At 72.1% G+C, this 15,540-nt stretch carries 12 protein-coding genes; 9 read left to right on the plus strand and 3 right to left on the minus strand.

Annotation, left to right across the window (positions count from 1 at the left end; all coding sequences use genetic code 11):
- Positions 1 to 62 precede the first annotated feature (62 nt).
- The 4 genes from ACFVT2_RS37635 (at position 63) to ACFVT2_RS37650 (ending at position 6,307) form a co-directional block, all read left to right on the plus strand.
- Positions 63 to 821 (plus strand): TIGR03089 family protein, encoded by a 759-nt coding sequence (locus tag ACFVT2_RS37635; protein WP_390025589.1) that lies wholly within the window; start codon positions 63 to 65, stop codon positions 819 to 821.
- A gap of 263 nt (positions 822 to 1,084) precedes the next feature.
- Positions 1,085 to 2,368, plus strand: coding sequence for an LCP family protein (locus ACFVT2_RS37640; RefSeq protein WP_390025591.1), 1,284 nt, complete (start codon positions 1,085 to 1,087; stop codon positions 2,366 to 2,368).
- A 244-nt stretch (positions 2,369 to 2,612) separates the two neighbouring features.
- Positions 2,613 to 4,385, plus strand: coding sequence for an LCP family protein (locus ACFVT2_RS37645; protein WP_390025593.1), 1,773 nt, complete (start codon positions 2,613 to 2,615; stop codon positions 4,383 to 4,385).
- A gap of 149 nt (positions 4,386 to 4,534) precedes the next feature.
- Positions 4,535 to 6,307 (plus strand): LCP family protein, encoded by a 1,773-nt coding sequence (locus tag ACFVT2_RS37650; protein WP_390025595.1) that lies wholly within the window; start codon positions 4,535 to 4,537, stop codon positions 6,305 to 6,307.
- A gap of 44 nt (positions 6,308 to 6,351) precedes the next feature.
- Here ACFVT2_RS37650 and ACFVT2_RS37655 read toward each other — a convergent pair whose 3' ends face one another.
- Positions 6,352 to 7,377: a glycosyltransferase family 2 protein gene (locus ACFVT2_RS37655; RefSeq protein WP_390025597.1), complete on the minus strand. Its 1,026-nt coding sequence runs from the start codon at positions 7,375 to 7,377 to the stop codon at positions 6,352 to 6,354.
- Positions 7,378 to 7,682: 305 nt separating this feature from the next.
- Between ACFVT2_RS37655 and ACFVT2_RS37660 the strand changes: the two genes are divergently transcribed.
- From ACFVT2_RS37660 to ACFVT2_RS37670, 3 genes are read left to right on the plus strand one after another with little or no spacing between them, the layout of a single operon-like run.
- Complete coding sequence (locus ACFVT2_RS37660) at positions 7,683 to 9,152, plus strand: LCP family protein (protein WP_390025598.1); 1,470 nt, start codon at positions 7,683 to 7,685, stop codon at positions 9,150 to 9,152.
- Entirely contained in the window at positions 9,149 to 9,601 is a 453-nt protein-coding gene (locus tag ACFVT2_RS37665; protein ID WP_390025600.1) for a hypothetical protein, read from the plus strand. The genes ACFVT2_RS37660 and ACFVT2_RS37665 overlap by 4 nt, the downstream gene beginning before the upstream one ends.
- Positions 9,602 to 9,647: 46 nt before the next feature.
- Positions 9,648 to 10,256, plus strand: coding sequence for a VanZ family protein (locus ACFVT2_RS37670; protein WP_390025602.1), 609 nt, complete (start codon positions 9,648 to 9,650; stop codon positions 10,254 to 10,256).
- Between the two features lie 18 nt (positions 10,257 to 10,274).
- Here the strand turns inward: ACFVT2_RS37670 and ACFVT2_RS37675 are convergent, their stop codons facing one another.
- Positions 10,275 to 10,829, minus strand: a complete 555-nt coding sequence (locus ACFVT2_RS37675) for an acyl-CoA thioesterase (RefSeq protein ID WP_390025604.1) — start codon at positions 10,827 to 10,829, stop codon at positions 10,275 to 10,277.
- 283 nt (positions 10,830 to 11,112) lie between these two features.
- Between ACFVT2_RS37675 and ACFVT2_RS37680 the strand changes: the two genes are divergently transcribed.
- Positions 11,113 to 12,411, plus strand: coding sequence for an LCP family protein (locus ACFVT2_RS37680; protein WP_390025606.1), 1,299 nt, complete (start codon positions 11,113 to 11,115; stop codon positions 12,409 to 12,411).
- Positions 12,412 to 12,484: 73 nt separating this feature from the next.
- On the opposite strand, the gene ACFVT2_RS37685 is transcribed toward ACFVT2_RS37680, so the two are convergent.
- Positions 12,485 to 13,657 (minus strand): acyl-CoA dehydrogenase family protein, encoded by a 1,173-nt coding sequence (locus ACFVT2_RS37685; protein ID WP_390025607.1) that lies wholly within the window; start codon positions 13,655 to 13,657, stop codon positions 12,485 to 12,487.
- A gap of 208 nt (positions 13,658 to 13,865) precedes the next feature.
- Between ACFVT2_RS37685 and ACFVT2_RS37690 the strand changes: the two genes are divergently transcribed.
- Positions 13,866 to 15,206, plus strand: a complete 1,341-nt coding sequence (locus ACFVT2_RS37690; RefSeq protein ID WP_390025609.1) for a UDP-glucose dehydrogenase family protein — start codon at positions 13,866 to 13,868, stop codon at positions 15,204 to 15,206.
- Positions 15,207 to 15,540: the final 334 nt, after the last annotated feature.

The raw sequence follows: 15,540 nt of genomic DNA on the forward strand, positions 1-15,540 counted from the left end.
GGTGGCCCGCGCGGACCGCACCCGACTGACCGTCAGTGGGCCGCGCGCGTACTCTGGCCGCGATGAACGCCACCGACCGCACCCCCGCCGACCTGCTGGGTTCCGCGCTCGCCGCGGACCCGGCCCGCCCGCTCGTGACCTTCTACGACGACGCCACCGGCGAGCGGGTGGAACTGTCCGTCGCGACCTTCGCCAATTGGGTGGCGAAGACCGCCAACTACCTCCAGGGTGATCTGGCCGCCGAGCCCGGCGACCGGCTCGCGCTGCTGTTGCCCGCCCACTGGCAGACCGCCGTCTGGCTGTTGGCCTGTGCGTCGGTGGGCGTGGTCGCGGACGTGGGGGGTGATCCGGCCGCCGCGGACCTCGTCGTCAGCGGTCCGGACACCCTCGACGCGGCGCGGGCCTGTTCCGGGGAGCGGGTGGCGCTGGCGCTGCGCCCGTTGGGCGGCCGGTTCCCGCAGCCGCCGGCCGGGTTCGCGGACTACGCGGTGGAGGTGCCGGCCCAGGGCGACCGGTTCGCGCCGTTCGTCCCGGTGGATCCGGGCGCACCGGCGCTGGCGGTCGGCGGCGTGGAGCTGACCGGTGCCGGGATCGGGGAGCGGGCGCGGGCGGATGCCGCGGCCGCGGGGCTGCCGGCGGCGCCGCGGGTGCTGTCGGGGCTGGCGTACGACACCTGGCAGGGCCTGTCGTACGGGCTGTACGCGCCGTTGGCGGCGGGCGGTTCGGTGGTGCTGTGCCGCCATCTGGACCGGCTGGACGACGGTGCGCTGGCCGCGCGGGAGACCACCGAGAAGGTCACCTTCACCGCGCCGCGTTCCTAGGGCCGGCCCGGTGGATCAGGGCTTGTCCGACCCTGATCCACCGAACCGGCCCCGAGGCGCCCGGGACCGGCGCGGGGCCGTCGGCTCCCCCGTCCGGCCGAGGGGATTCCCGCCGGACGGGCCGGTCCGGCCGTGTGGGGCCATGCTCGGTGTACGTACGCCCGGTGCGTACGGACTCCCCGGCGCGGGGTACCGGTGGTCTCCTCCCCGGCGGTGCCCGGCGCGGGGGCGTGCCGCCGACTCCGTGAGGGAGGGACGCACCCGTGACCGAGAGCCCCGACACCCCGCCCGGCCGCCGGCGTCCTTCCGAGAGCGGTGGGCGGGGGGCGCCGGGCCCCGGTCGGCGGGCGCGGTTCGGGGGCTGGGCGGAGCGGCCCACCGGGCTGCTGGCGACCGACCGGCCGGGCCCGCCGCGCGTCCCGGCGCCGCCGCACCGCCGCTGGCTGCGGGCCGCCGCGCTGGCGCTGACCGTCGCCGTCCTGGCCTCGGCGGGGTTGGGGTGGGCCGTCTGGTCCCGGCTCAACGGCAACATCCGCTCGGACAGCGCCACCGAGCGGGAGTTGGAGAAGTACGAGTCGGAGCGGCCGCCGGCGGGTCCGCCGAACGCGCAGGACATCCTGCTGATCGGCTCCGACAACCGCGGTGGCGACAACGGCGCGTACGGGGTGGACAGCGGCACCCAGCGTTCGGACACCACGATCCTGCTGCACCTGGCGGCCGACCGGAGGAGCGCGACCGCGGTCAGCATTCCGCGCGACCTGATGGTGCCCGTACCGCACTGCAAGCGCGCCGACGGAACCGAGTCGGTGCCGCAGACGGTGCAGTTCAACTGGGCGTTCGCGTTCGGCGGCGCGGCGTGTGCGATCCGTACGGTGGAGATGATGACCCGGGTCCGGATCGACCACCACGTCATCGTGGACTTCACCGGGTTCAAGAACATGGTGGACGCGGTGCACGGTGTGCAGGTGTGCCTGCCGCAGCCCATCAAGGACGACGAGGCTCATGTGGCGCTGCCGGCCGGTCGGCAGACGTTGGACGGCGAGGCGGCGCTCGGTTTCGTGCGGGCCCGCAAGAGTCTGGGCGACGGCAGTGACACCCAGCGTATGGAGCGGCAGCAGCTGTTCCTCGCCGCCTTGGTGAAGAAAGTGCAGAGCAATGGCGTGCTGCTCAATCCGATGCGGCTGTATCCGGTGATGGATGCCGCGACGAGTTCACTGACCACTGATGCCGGGCTGGCTTCCCTCCGGGGTTTGTACGAATTGGTCCGCAGCATGCGCAGCATTCCCACCGCACATGTGCAGTTCCTGACCGTGCCGCGTACCGCGTACCGCTACGACCCGAATCGCGATGAGCTGGTGCAACCGGACGCGGATGGGCTCTTCGGGCGGCTGCGCAACGATCGGCCGGTGACGGTGGTGCCGCAGCGGCCCACCGCGGCCGTGGACGGCAAGGCCGCGGGCCGCGGGCGGGGCGGAAGACCGGCGCCCGCCGCGAGTTCGACACCGGCCTTTCCCGGGACCACGGCGGAACACGGCGCCTGCGAATAAATACGCCGCGCAGTGCGCCGGTGAGCCGTGAAGGGAATGGGCGGATTGCCCAGTTGTAGGGAAGTGGAATTTGTCACGGGCGTCGCCCGACACTGAACTGGGCGGATAGTGTGAGCGATCCGGTCCGCACGACCAGCTGGCCGTTGAGCGTTGACCCAGTAACTGACCACGTACCGCACTATCGACCGACCGAGCGCCCTGAGGGGATGGCGCCGCGTGGTATCGACGGAGGACTCAAGGCACCGTGGACGCGCAAGGCCGTGGGCAGGCGGGCGACGACAACGTCGACCCCGCCGATCAGTGGGTGTTCGATCCGAACACCGGCAACTACGAGTTGCGGCTTGACCCGAAGGGTCAGGGCCCGGCTCGGCCCGCCGACCGCAAGGCGCCCGGCAGACGTGCCACGGGGAAACCCGGCGCGGGGCGCGACGACACCGACACCCGTCCGCTGCCCGTCCAACGGGGCGGCCGGAAGGACAAGGACGACGACGCCGAGCCCGCGGCGGGCGGCCGGGCGGCGCGCCGGGCCGCGGACCGGGCCGGGGCCGAATCCGCGGCGGCGGCCGGCAGCGCGGCGACCCGCCGCAAGCCCAAGCCGAAGAAGTCGGTGAAGCGGAAGGCCGTGTACTGGACGGCCGGTGTGGTGGGCTTCGTGCTCGTCGCCGGCTGCGGTACCGCGTTCGTCATCTACGAGCAGCTCGACGGCAACATCAGGAAGGTCGACGTCGGCGAGGAGAACTCGGCGGTCACCGACGGTCCGGTGAACCTCCTGGTCATCGGCACCGACGCGCGCACCGGCAAGGGCGACTCGGGGTACGGCGACTCGGGCAGCGTCGGGCACGCGGACACCACGATCCTGATGCACGTGTCCAAGGACCGGACCAACGCCACCGCGCTGAGCATCCCGCGTGACCTGATCACCGACATCCCCGACTGCCCGACGAAGCAGCCGGACGGCTCGACGAAGGTCATTCCGGGTCAGCAGCAGGTGCGGTTCAACACCAGCCTGGGCCAGGAGGGCCGGGACCCGGGCTGCACCTGGCGGACCGTCGAGAAGCTGACCGGGGTGAAGGTCAACCACTTCATGATGGCGGACTTCAACGCCGTCAAGGACCTGTCCAATGCGGTGGACGGCGTCGAGGTGTGCGCGGGCAAGGACATCAACGACCCCAAGTCGCACCTGAAGTTGACGGCCGGTCGGCACGTGGTCAAGGGCGAGCAGGCGCTGGCGTTCGTGCGGACCCGGCACGCGGTGGGCACCGGCAGCGATCTGAGTCGGATTCAGCTCCAGCAGCAGTTCGTCGGTTCGCTGATCCGGAAGCTGAAGTCCAGTGCGTTCGGCAGTCCGACCAAGCTGCTGGACGTGGCGCAGGCGGCGACCAAGGCGCTGACGGTGGACACCGGTATCGGCAGTGCGTCGAAGCTGATGGACTTCGGCAGCGACCTGAAGCGGGTCGACCTCAACAAGATCACCTTCGCCACCGTCCCGGTGCTGGACAACCCGCGGGACAAGGCCACCGTCGTGCTGGACACGGCCAAGGCCGATCCGCTGTTCAAGATGGTGCAGCAGGACCACACGCTGTCCAAGGGGGCCGGGAAGGACCAGGGCGGCAAGAAGGCCGCACCGGTCAAGAAGGCCCCGGCCGAGCTGGTCCGGGTCGATGTCACCAACGGCGGCGGGCCGTTCGGCGCGGCCCAGGAGACCGTGGACTGGCTGCAGAACAACAAGGGCGCGCGGCTCTCCACCAATGCCGGCAACGCCTCGGAGAAGCTCGCCGCGACCCGTCTGGAGTACGCGCCCAACCAGGCCGACCAGGCCGCCACGCTGGCCGAGTGGATGGGTCTGCCCAAGAGCGCGTTGAAGCAGACCGCCACGGACGCCGGTCCGCGGGTCCCGATGAAGCTGGTGCTCGGCAAGGACTTCACCGCCCCGGGTTCACCGATCGAGGCACCGACCGAAACCCCGGCGGGGGTCCAGCACGTCAATGCAGATGACAAGAACATCTGCGCGAAGTAATCCGGCGGGCCCGGCAGGGCCGCCCAGCGGGGAGCGCGGCGTCAGCCGCCCCGGTGGAGCCGGTGCGCGTACCGGGTGCTCCAGTGGAGCCGGTGCGTGCACCGGGGGGACACCGAGCGCACCGGATCGGACAACGGGGAGAGTGCCGAATGCCGCAGAGCGGTGTGCGCGGTGACGGGCAGCGCGGGGGACGAAAGGAGCCGGAGCCGGAGCCCCGGCGGTTGGGCTGGACGGGCGGCGGCTTCGCGGACAAGGGGCTGCCCCCGGACGCGCCGGGCTGGGCGCCGGACGAGGGCTCCGGCCCACCGGCTCCCGACGACGGCGGTGGCCCGCCCGACGGTGGTGGCCCGTCCGACGACGAACCGGCCGGGCACCGCGCCGGCCGTCCCCCGCGTCGCCGCAAGGGCGGTAAGGCCGGCAAGCGCAGCAAGGGCGGCCGGGCGCTGCGCTGGACCGCGCTGAGTCTGGGCCTGCTCCTGGTGGCCGGGGCGACCGGCGGCTACCTCTACTACCAGCACCTGAACGCCAACCTCCGCAAGGACGCGCTGGACCTCGGCCCGGGCGGACTGAAGAAGCCGGAGCCCAACGCGTTCGGGCAGACGCCGATGAACATCCTGCTGGTGGGCTCGGACGGCCGGAACAGCGAGAAGAACATCGAGCTGGGCGGGGCCCGCCAGGACGCGGACCGCAAACCGCTGGCGGACGTCCAGATGCTGCTGCACGTCAGCGCCGACCGCAGCAACATGTCGGTGATCTCCATACCGCGGGACACCCGGGTGACCATCCCGCAGTGCACCGACCCCAAGGACGGCCACGTCTACCCGCAGACCACCGCCGCCATCAACGAGTCGCTCCAGCACGGCGGTCCGGGCTGCACCGTCGCCACCTGGAAGGAGCTGACCGGCATCTACATCGACCACTTCATGATGGTCGACTTCGCCGGGGTGGTGGACATGGCCGACGCGATCGGCGGGGTCCCGGTCTGCGTCGACCGGAACGTCTACTCGCACGACAGCAGGGGCCACGGCAGCGGACTGCGGCTGACCAAGGGCACCCACTCCGTCCAGGGCGTCCAGGCGCTCCAGTGGCTGCGCACCCGTTACGGCTTCGAGGACAACACCGACATCGGCCGGGCCAAGGCCCAGCACATGTACATGAACTCGATGATCCGTCAGCTCAAGAAGGGCACCAAGCTCACCGACCCGGTGCAGCTGCGGGACCTGGCGGAGGCCGCGACCAGCGCGCTCACGGTCGACGAGGGGCTGGGCTCGGTCAAGAAGCTCTACGACCTGGGCGGTGACCTCCAGCGGGTGCCGACCAAGCGCACCACGATGGTCACCATGCCGTGGCAGTACGGCCCCGGGGAGCGGTACGTGGTTCCCAAGCCCGGTGACGCGGAGGCCACCTTCGCGATGCTGCGCAACGACGTCGCGCTGGACGGCAAGGACGCCAAGGGTGCCGAGGGCGCCAAGAAGAAGCCGGAACCGGAGACGGGGCCGTCCACTCCCAAGGCCAAGCTGGACGTCATCATCCAGAACGGCACCGACGGTTCGCGCGGCCCGGCCGCCGGTCGTGCCAGCGACCTCCACAGCCGGCTGGCCGCGCTCGGCTACACGAGCGCGCGCACGGACTCCCGGCTCGCCAGCCAGGTGGACACCACCCTCGTCTACAAGGACGCCGCCCAGCGCGGCGACGCCCTGGCGCTCGCCAAGGCACTGGGGCTGCCCAGCGGCGCGGTGCGGGAGTCGTCCTCGGCCGGCACGATGCGGCTGGTGGTCGGCAACGACTGGCGGACCGGCACGGACTACCCAGCGTCGTCCGGCGGGGCGGCCGCGCACCAGGCCCCCAAGAGCGCGGACCCGCTGAACGCGGAGAAGGACTCCTCGGCCTGCATGACGGTCAATCCGCAGTACACGTTCTGACGGACCCGGTGAGGGTGCGCGCCCGTGGGCGCGCACCCGGGCGGCTACTCCGCGGCCGGGGCCGGCACCGCGGGCCGCCGGCTGGCGATGACCTTCTGCGCGAGGGCGCGCGGGCTGGTGAGGAAGCCGACGCCCCACGACATGTGCATGGTCGCCAGGGCGAGAGGGATCTGGGCGCGGGCCTTCAGCGTCAGACCCTTGCCGGCCGGCAGCGAGCCCGCGGTGATCGCGGCCAGGTAGCCGGCCGGGACGACGAGGCCCCAGGGCGTGACGGCCACGCCGACGACCAGGCCCGCCGCGATGGCGCAGACCGCGGTCGGCGGGGCGAGGTAGCGCAGGTTGATCGACCCGGAGTGGTAGCGGGCGACGACGTGCCGCCACTTCCCGTAGTCCTTGTACTGCTTGGCCAGCGCCTTGATGCTGGGCCGCGGCCGGTACTGGACCTTCAGCTCCGGCGAGAACCAGATCTGCCCGCCGGCCTCCCGGATGCGGAAGTTCAGCTCCCAGTCCTGGGCGCGGATGAACTCCTCGTTGTAACCGCCCTGCTGCTCCAGCACCTCGCGGCGGAAGACGCCGAGGTAGACCGTTTCGGCCGGGGCGGCCGCACCACCGGTGTGGAAGGCGGCGTTGCCGACGCCGATCTTGGAGGTCATGGCGGCGGCCACCGCCTCCTCCCAGGCGTTCTCGCCCTCGGCGTGCATGATGCCGCCGACGTTGGCGGCGCCGGTCTCCTCCAGGAGGCGCACGGCGGTGGCGATGTAGTTCGCCGAGAGCATGCCGTGGCCGTCGACGCGGACCACGACGGGGTGCCGGGACGCCTTGATCGCGGCGTTCAGGGCGGCGGGGGTGCGGCCCGTGGGGTTGGGGACGGTGTGCACCCGGGGGTCCTCGCGGACCAGTTCCGCGGCGATCTCGTCGGTACGGTCCGTGGACGGGCCGAGGGCGATCACCACCTCCATCTCGCCGGCGTACTCCTGGGCCAGGATGTGCCGGACCGCATTGCGCAGGTGACGTTCCTCGTTGAGCACCGGCATGATCACGGAGACGGCCGGGAGCTGCTGCTGGGGCATGTTTCCTCGGGGGTACGGCCCGCGGCGAGCCGCCATGGGGGGCGGCAGCGCCCGCCGGCAGACTGCGGTATTCCGCCTCACGGTACCGCGAACGGGGGACCCCGCCGGACGGCAACCGGGTGGCCGGACGACAACCACCCGGTGTGTGGCGTTTTGATGCAGATCATATGGGCTTACGGTGACCCGGTCCGTTCCGTGCCTGACCCCGTACCGTGACGGACTCCGTACCGCGACTGCCCGCGCACCGGCCGGGCCCGTCCGCCCCGCTCCGCCGTCCCTGTCCCCGTCCACCGCGGAGGTGGCCCGTGACCGCGCCGTCCCCCTCCCCCCGCACCGTCCCGGGCCGGCGCCCCCGTCGGTCCCGGTGGCGCCGCCCGCGCCGGCGTCCCCAGGGGGCGCGCTGGGGGGTGCGGATCAGCGCCGCGGCGACCGCCCTGTTGCTGTCCGCGAGCGGGGTGGGGCACGCCATGGTCACCGGCGTCGAGACCGGCATCAGCCGGGTGGACGCCTTCCAGGGCATCAGCGACCGGCCCGGGGGCGGCGCCGGGCTGACCTTCCTGGTCGTCGGCACGGACGGCCGGGACAAGCTGACCGACGAGGAGAAGCGGAAGTACCACCTGGGCGGCGACCCCTGCCACTGCACCGACACCCTGATGCTGGTGCACCTGTCCGCCGACCGGAGCCGCGCCAGCGTCGTCAGCCTCCCCCGCGACTCGTACGCCGAGGTGCCCGCCCACCAGGACGCCGACGGCTGGCGCCACCCGCGGCACGCGCTCAAGCTGAACGCCGCCTACGCCGAGGGCGGCCCCAACCTGACCGTGCGCACCGTCGAGCACATGACCGGGGTGCACATCGACCACTATTTGGAGGTCGACTTCACCAGCTTCATGCGGACCGTGGACGCGGTCGGCGGGGTGGAGCTGTGCACGGTACGGCCGCTCAAGGACCGCTACTCGGGGCTGGACCTGCCGGCCGGGACCTCGCGGCTGGGCGGCGGCCAGGCGCTCCAGTACGTCCGCTCGCGCCACGTCGACGCCTCCGCGGACCTGGGCCGGATGCAGCGCCAGCAGCGGTTCCTGGCCGCGCTGCTGGACCGGATCACCTCGTCCGGGGTGCTGATGAACCCGGTCCGCTTCAAGGAGGTGGCGGACGCCATGCTCCGGTCGGTACGGGCCGACGACGGCTTCGGGGCGGGCGACCTGGCCGACCTGGCGCAGGCGATGCGGGGCTTCGGCCCGGCGTCGTCGGAGTTCGCGTCGGTGCCGCTGCGCGGTGAGGCCGAGAACGTGCCGGGGCTGGGTTCGACGGTGCGCTGGGACCCGGTCCAGGCGCCGAAGCTGTTCCGGGCCCTGCGCGAGGACCGGCCGTTCGCCCTCCACCCGGACCCGAAGGCGGCGCCCACCCCGGTCGTGGACGTCCCGCCGGAACACGTCAAGGTGCAGGTCGAGAACGGCACCGGACGGCCCGGCCTGGCCGCCCACGTCACCCGGGAACTGCACGACACCGGCTTCGCCACCGACGTCCCCGGCCACTCCGCGCACGCCACCACACCGCGCACGGTGCTCTCCTACGACCCCCGTTGGGACCGTTCGGCGCGCTCACTGGCCACGGCGCTGCCCGGTGCCCGACTGCGGCCGGCGGCCGGGCAGGGGCCGGTGATGCGGGTGACCGTCGGGGCGGACTTCCGGGCGGTGCGGCCGGTGCGGGCCGAGGAGCCGACGCCGGCCCCCGGCACCCTCGCCGCGATCACCGGCGACCAAGCGGTGTGTCGATGACGGTCCCCGCGCCCCGCCGGACCGCGCCGGGGCCGCCGCCGGGCGGGCCGGGCCGGCGGCACCGCGCGGGTCGGACCGCGGCCGCGGTCGCGGTGCTGGGGCTGGTCGCGGCCACCGCGGCGGCGGCCCCGGCGGCCCCGGCCGCGCCGACCGGCTGCGGCGTCCTGGTCCGCGGCCTGCTGTGCCTACGCGGCCCGGTCGGCGCCCCGGGCACCTACACCGTCGTCTACCGGCGGGACGAGCCGATGCTCGGCGAGATCACCGTCCGGCTCGGCTACCAGCGCAAGAACTCCCGGATCACGGCGTTTCCCGGCTGGTTCGGCACCGGCCGGACGCGGGGCGGCACGCTCCGGCTGAGCGGGCGGGTGGAGATGCCGGCGGACGAGTGCATCCGGGGCGTCATGGAGCACACCGCGACGGTCTTCGTCACCAAGTGGAGCTGCGGCTGACGCCGGGCCGCCCGGTGTCCGGAGTCCGGAAAGGTGGGTGCGGAGCATGTGGCAGGCCGTCCTGGTCATCACCCCGACCACGGTGGTGCTCTTCCTGCTCGGGGCGCTGGCGCTGGCCCTGGGCCTGGCGCTGTGGGCGGAACGGGCCCCGTACCGGGCCCCGCGCACCACGGCCCGGGTGCTGCTGGCGGTCTGGCTGCTGCTGATGCTGGTGGTCACCCTCGCCCCCGTCCAGCCGGTCGGCTCCGGCGACGCGACGTTCTGGTGGCGCCCGGGTGAGGGCCTGTTCGAGCTGGGCGCACAGCTGGAGCCGGGCCAGGTGGCGCTGCTGGTGCGGCGCCTGATCGCCGGCACCGCGCTCTTCGTCCCGGTGCCGCTGCTGCTGCGGTTCGCCGCGCCCCGGTGGTCGGCGGCGGGTGCGTTCCTGCTCGGGGTGGGGCTGAGCGTCGCCATCGAGGTGGGGCAGCTGCTGATGCGGGCGGGCCGGGTGGCCGACATCGACGACGTGCTGTGTGCGGCGGCCGGGACCGTCACCGGTGCGGCGCTGGCGTTGCTGGCGAAGCTGGCGGCGGCGGTGCTGCACCACCGGGCGCTGCCCCGCCGGGCGGTCCGGGCGGCGCCCGGCGCGGCGGCGCCCGCGCCCGAGGAGGCGTGAGGGGGCGCCGCCGGCCGGTCAGGCGTCGTCGAGTCCCTCGGCGGCGCGCCGCTCGCGCAGTTCCCTGATGGCGCGGCGGCGGGCCAGCCGGTGCGTCCGGCGGATCTGGGCCTCCTGGTAGCGGCGCCTGTCACGCTCGGTCTCGGGGATGACCGGCGGCACCGTACGGGCCTTGCCCTGCTCGTCGACGGCGGCGAAGACGAGGTAGGCGGAGCCGACCTGCTGGGCGGGGGTGGACTCGTTCCAGCGCTCGGCCAGGACCCGGACGCCGATCTCCATGGAGGACCGGCCGGTCCAGTTGACCTGTGCCTTGACGTGGACGAGGTCGCCGACCCGGACCGGCTCCAGGAAGGCCATCTCGTCCATCGATGCCGTGACCGCGGGGCCGCCGGAGTGCCGGCCCGCGACCGCGCCCGCGGCGTCGTCGACCAGTTTCATGATCACTCCGCCGTGCACCGTGCCGAGGAGATTGGTGTCGCCTGCGGTCATGATGTGCGACAGCGTGGTGCGGGAGACGGAGGTGGCCTTGCCCGCAGGGGCGTCCTCCGGGCTGTTGGTGGCGAGGTCGGTCATGCAGACCAGCGTAAGCCGGTCCCGTACGGGACCGTACGGGCGGGCGGCGGAACGGCCCCGGGCGGCGTGACGCAGGTCTCGGCGCCGGCGTGAGATGCCTCTCCCCCTCCCCGCCGGAAACCATCTGGAATGGATGCTTCCGATAATGGCGTCCGGAATCGTCGGGCCCTTCGCGGTATGGCCCGTTAGCGGTCCGTCGCTTTGCATCAGCTCTGCAACAGCCACGGCCCGATCCCGCACCCGCCCTGTAAAGCAACCCCCCGCGGCGTGCACACTTCCCTCTATGAATGAGTGGCCCCAAGGACGGTCCGGCGACCAGAACGGCAACCGGTACGGACGCGGCAGCGGCAGCGCCCAGCCGGAGGGTGCGCGCGCCATGCCGCAGGTACGGCGCGACGCAGGCCCCGGCTACCAGCGGAACGAGCCCCCGCTCCCGCCGTCGCTCTCGCCGCGCCGCGGTGCCGGCGTACCGCCGCAGCAGTCCCAGGGCTACGACGACAGCGGCTACAACACCGGCCAGGTCTACGGCGGGGGCGGCGGCCGGGGCGCCGGCGGCGGCCGCGGCGGCGAGGGCGACGGCTACGACGCCCGGCCGCGCCCGCAGTGGGGCCGCCGCATCAAGTGGGCGCTGATCACCCTGGTCGTGGTGGTGCTGGTCGCCTCGATCGGCACCTACTTCTGGGCGGACGGCAAACTCCGCCGCGAGGTGGACCTGAGCAAGGTCATCGACCGCCCCGCGACCGGCGACGGCACGAACTACCTCATCGTCGGGACGGACAGCCGCGAGGGCATGACCGACGACATGAAGCAGAAGCTGCACACCGGCGGCCCCACCGACGGCGGGCGCACCGACTCGATGCTGATCCTGCACGACGGCAGCAACGGCCCGACGCTGATATCCCTGCCCCGCGACTCCAACGTCGAGATCCCCTCCTACGTCGGCTCGAACTCCGGCAAGAAGTACCCGGCGACCGGGCGGCACACCAAGCTGAACGCGACCTACGCCGAGGACGGCCCGGACCTGCTGGTCCGCACCATCGAGTACAACACCCACCTGCACATCGACCACTACGTCGAGATCGGGTTCGCCGGCTTCGCCAACATCGTCGACGCGCTCGGCGGCGTGGAGATGGACATCCCCCAGGCGTTCAAGGACAAGGACTCCGGCGCCGACTTCAAGGCCGGCACCCAGACCCTCACCGGCGCGCAGGCGCTCGCCTTCGTCCGGACCCGGCACGCCTTCGCCTCGCAGGACCTCCAGCGCACCAAGAACCAGCAGAAGTTCCTGGCCGCCGTCGCCAAGCAGGCCGCCACGCCGGGCACCATCCTCAACCCCTTCAAGCTCTACCCGACGCTGGGCGCCGGCCTGGACACGCTGAAGGTGGACAAGGACATGGGCCTGTGGGACCTGGGCCAGATGTTCTTCGCGATGAAGGACGTCAGCAGCGGCAACGGCAAGTCGATGAACATGCCGATCTCCGGCAGCGTCGGCGGCAACCTGGTCTGGGACCAGGCCAAGCTCAAGCAGCTCGTCCAGCAGCTCAACAACGACGAGCCGGTCACCGTCACCAGCAACAACTGACCGGACCGGCCACCTACGAGGACGGGCCCCGACCGCGGTGCGGTGGGGGCCCGTCCTCGTAGGTGGGAACGCCCTACGGCAGGTTCCGCGCCATCACGATCCGCTGCACCTGGTTCGTGCCCTCGTAGATCTGGGTGATCTTGGCGTCCCGCATCATCCGCTCCAGCGGGTAGTCGCGGGTGTAGCCGTAGCCGCCGAGCAGCTGCACGGCGTCGGTGGTGATCTCCATGGCGGCGTCGGAGGCGTAGCACTTCGCGGCGGCGCCGAAGAAGGTCAGGTCCTCGCCCTTGGCCCCGGCCGAGACGCGCTCGGAGCGGGCCGCGGCGGCATAGGTCAGCTGACGGGCCGCCTCCAGCTTCATGGCCATGTCGGCGAGCATGAACTGGACGCCCTGGAAGTCACCGATCGGCTTGCCGAACTGCTTGCGCTCCTGGACGTAGCCCTTGGCGTAGTCGAGGGCTCCCTGGGCGATGCCGAGCGCCTGGGCCGCGATGGTGATGCGGGTGTGGTCCAGGGTCTTCATGGCGGTGGCGAAGCCGGTGCCCTCCGCGCCGATCATGCGGTCGGCGGGGATCCGGACGTTGTCGAGGTAGACCTCGCGGGTCGGGGAGCCCTTGATGCCGAGCTTCTTCTCCGGGGCCCCGAAGGAGACGCCCTCGTCGCCCTTCTCGACGACGAACGCCGATATGCCCTTGGAGCGCTTCTCCGGGTCGGTGACGGCCATGACCGTGTAGTACTCCGACACCCCGGCGTTGGTGATCCAGCGCTTGACGCCGTTGAGGACGTAGAAGTCCCCGTCCCGCACCGCCTTGGTCTTCATCCCCGCCGCGTCGGAACCGGCGTCCGGCTCACTGAGGCAGTACGAGAACATCGCGTCGCCCTTGGCGAGCGGCGCGAGGTACTTCTTCTTGATCTCCTCGCTGCCGGAGAGGATCACCGGCAGCGAACCGAGCTTGTTGACGGCCGGGATCAGGGACGACGAGGCGCAGACCCGGGAGACCTCCTCGATGACGATCACGGTCGCCAGCGCGTCGGCACCGGCGCCGCCGTACGACTCCGGTACGTGCACGGCGTGCAGATCGTTGGCCACCAGCGCGTCGAGCGCCTCCTGCGGGAAACGGGCCTCCTCGTCCACCGCAGCGGCGAACGGCGCGATCTTCGCCTCGGCGAGCGAGCGCACCGACTCGCGGAGCATGTCGTGCTCCTCAGACGGCCGGTACAGATCGAAATCAGCGGTTCCCGCCAAGGTTTCTCACTCCCCTGTGAGGTGTCGGTAGTGCTAACTACCGTTAAGTAACCCTTACTGAGAAGGGATTCTAGGTCGGATACCAGGCGGCGGATAGGTGAGGTTGCCGACAGTCCCCCCAGGGAGCGTACGGAGGTCGGGAAGGGTGCGTTCGGCGCGCGGATATGCTCGGTCAGCACCGTTTTCCGCCAGACATCTGGAGCCCCACATGGCCCTCAAGATCACCGTGATCGGCACCGGTTACCTCGGTGCCACCCATGCCGCCGCGATGGCCGAGCTGGGTTTCGAGGTGCTGGGCCTGGACGTACAGCCGGAGAAGATCGAGATGCTCCGCCGGGGCGAGGTCCCGATGTACGAGCCGGGCCTCGCGGACCTGCTGCGCCGCCACGTCGCCGGGATCGAGGGCTCCACCGGCCGGCTCCGCTTCACCACCTCCTACGAGGAGGTCGGGGCCTTCGGCGATGTGCACTTCGTCTGCGTGAACACCCCGCAGAAGCACGGCGAGTACGCCTGTGACATGTCCTACGTCGAGGCCGCCTTCGACGCACTGGCGCCGCACCTGACCCGGCCCGCGCTGGTGGTCGGCAAGTCGACGGTGCCGGTCGGCAGCGCGGCCCGACTCGCCCGCCGCCTCACGGCCGCCGCACCCGCCGGTGCCGACGCCGAGCTGGCCTGGAACCCGGAGTTCCTGCGCGAGGGGTTCGCCGTCCAGGACACCCTGCACCCGGACCGCCTCGTGGCCGGCGTCACCAGCGAGCGCGCCGAGGCGCTGCTCCGCGAGGTCTACGCCGCCCCGATCGCCGAGGGCTCGCCGTTCGTGGTCATGGACTACCCGACCGCCGAACTGGTGAAGACCGCCGCCAACTCCTTCCTGGCCACCAAGATCTCGTTCATCAACGCGATGGCCGAGGTCTGCGAGGCGGCCGACGGCGACGTGGTGAAGCTGGCCGAGGCGATCGGCCACGACGAGCGGATCGGCAAGAAGTTCCTGCGGGCCGGCATCGGCTTCGGCGGCGGCTGCCTGCCCAAGGACATCCGGGCCTTCATGGCACGCGCCGGCGAACTCGGCGCCGACCAGGCACTGACCTTCCTCCGCGAGGTCGACTCGATCAACATGCGACGCCGTGGCCACATGGTCGAGCTGGCCCGGGAAGCGGTGGGCGGCAGCTTCCTCGGCAAGCGGGTCGCCGTCCTCGGCGCGACCTTCAAGCCGGACTCGGACGACGTCCGCGACTCACCCGCCCTCAACGTCGCCGGCCAGATCCACCTCCAGGGCGGCCAGGTGACCGTCTACGACCCGAAGGGCATGGCGAACGCCCAGCGGATCTTCCCGACCCTGGGGTACGCGGCGAGCGCACTGGACGCGGTACGCGGCGCCCACGTCGTCCTGCACCTGACCGAATGGCGCGAGTTCCGCGAACTGGACCCGGCGGAGCTGGCCGAGGTGGCCACCGAATGTCGCGTCCTCGACGGACGCAACGCCCTCGACCCGACCTTGTGGCGCAAGGCGGGCTGGACGTACCGGGCGCTGGGGCGGCCGTCCGCGTAGCGGATCTTTTTCCCCACGTTGTTGGCCGTCCCGCCGTGGGGGTTCACGTTTTGCGGGGCCGCTGCGCGGGGCTGTTCGGCCCCGTCCCCTCCCGTCGGAGGGTGGGAATGACGGTGGGCGGGGGTCAGGGTGAGTGGTCGCCTAACGGTCGCCACTCAGCCGTGAATCCGCACCATCCCACCCACCCGCACCACCACCGGCCTCTTTACCCACCCACAACGGGAGGGGACGGTTCTGTGGGGCTGGGGTGTGCCGGACGTAAAGCGAAGCAGTGCGGCCCACCCCCGCCCCACACAAACCGCCCCGCCGCCCAGCAGCCCCCGCACCGGACCCC

The organism is Streptomyces sp. NPDC058000 (genome assembly GCF_042886435.1).
Taxonomy (GTDB): Bacteria; Actinomycetota; Actinomycetes; order Streptomycetales; family Streptomycetaceae; genus Streptomyces.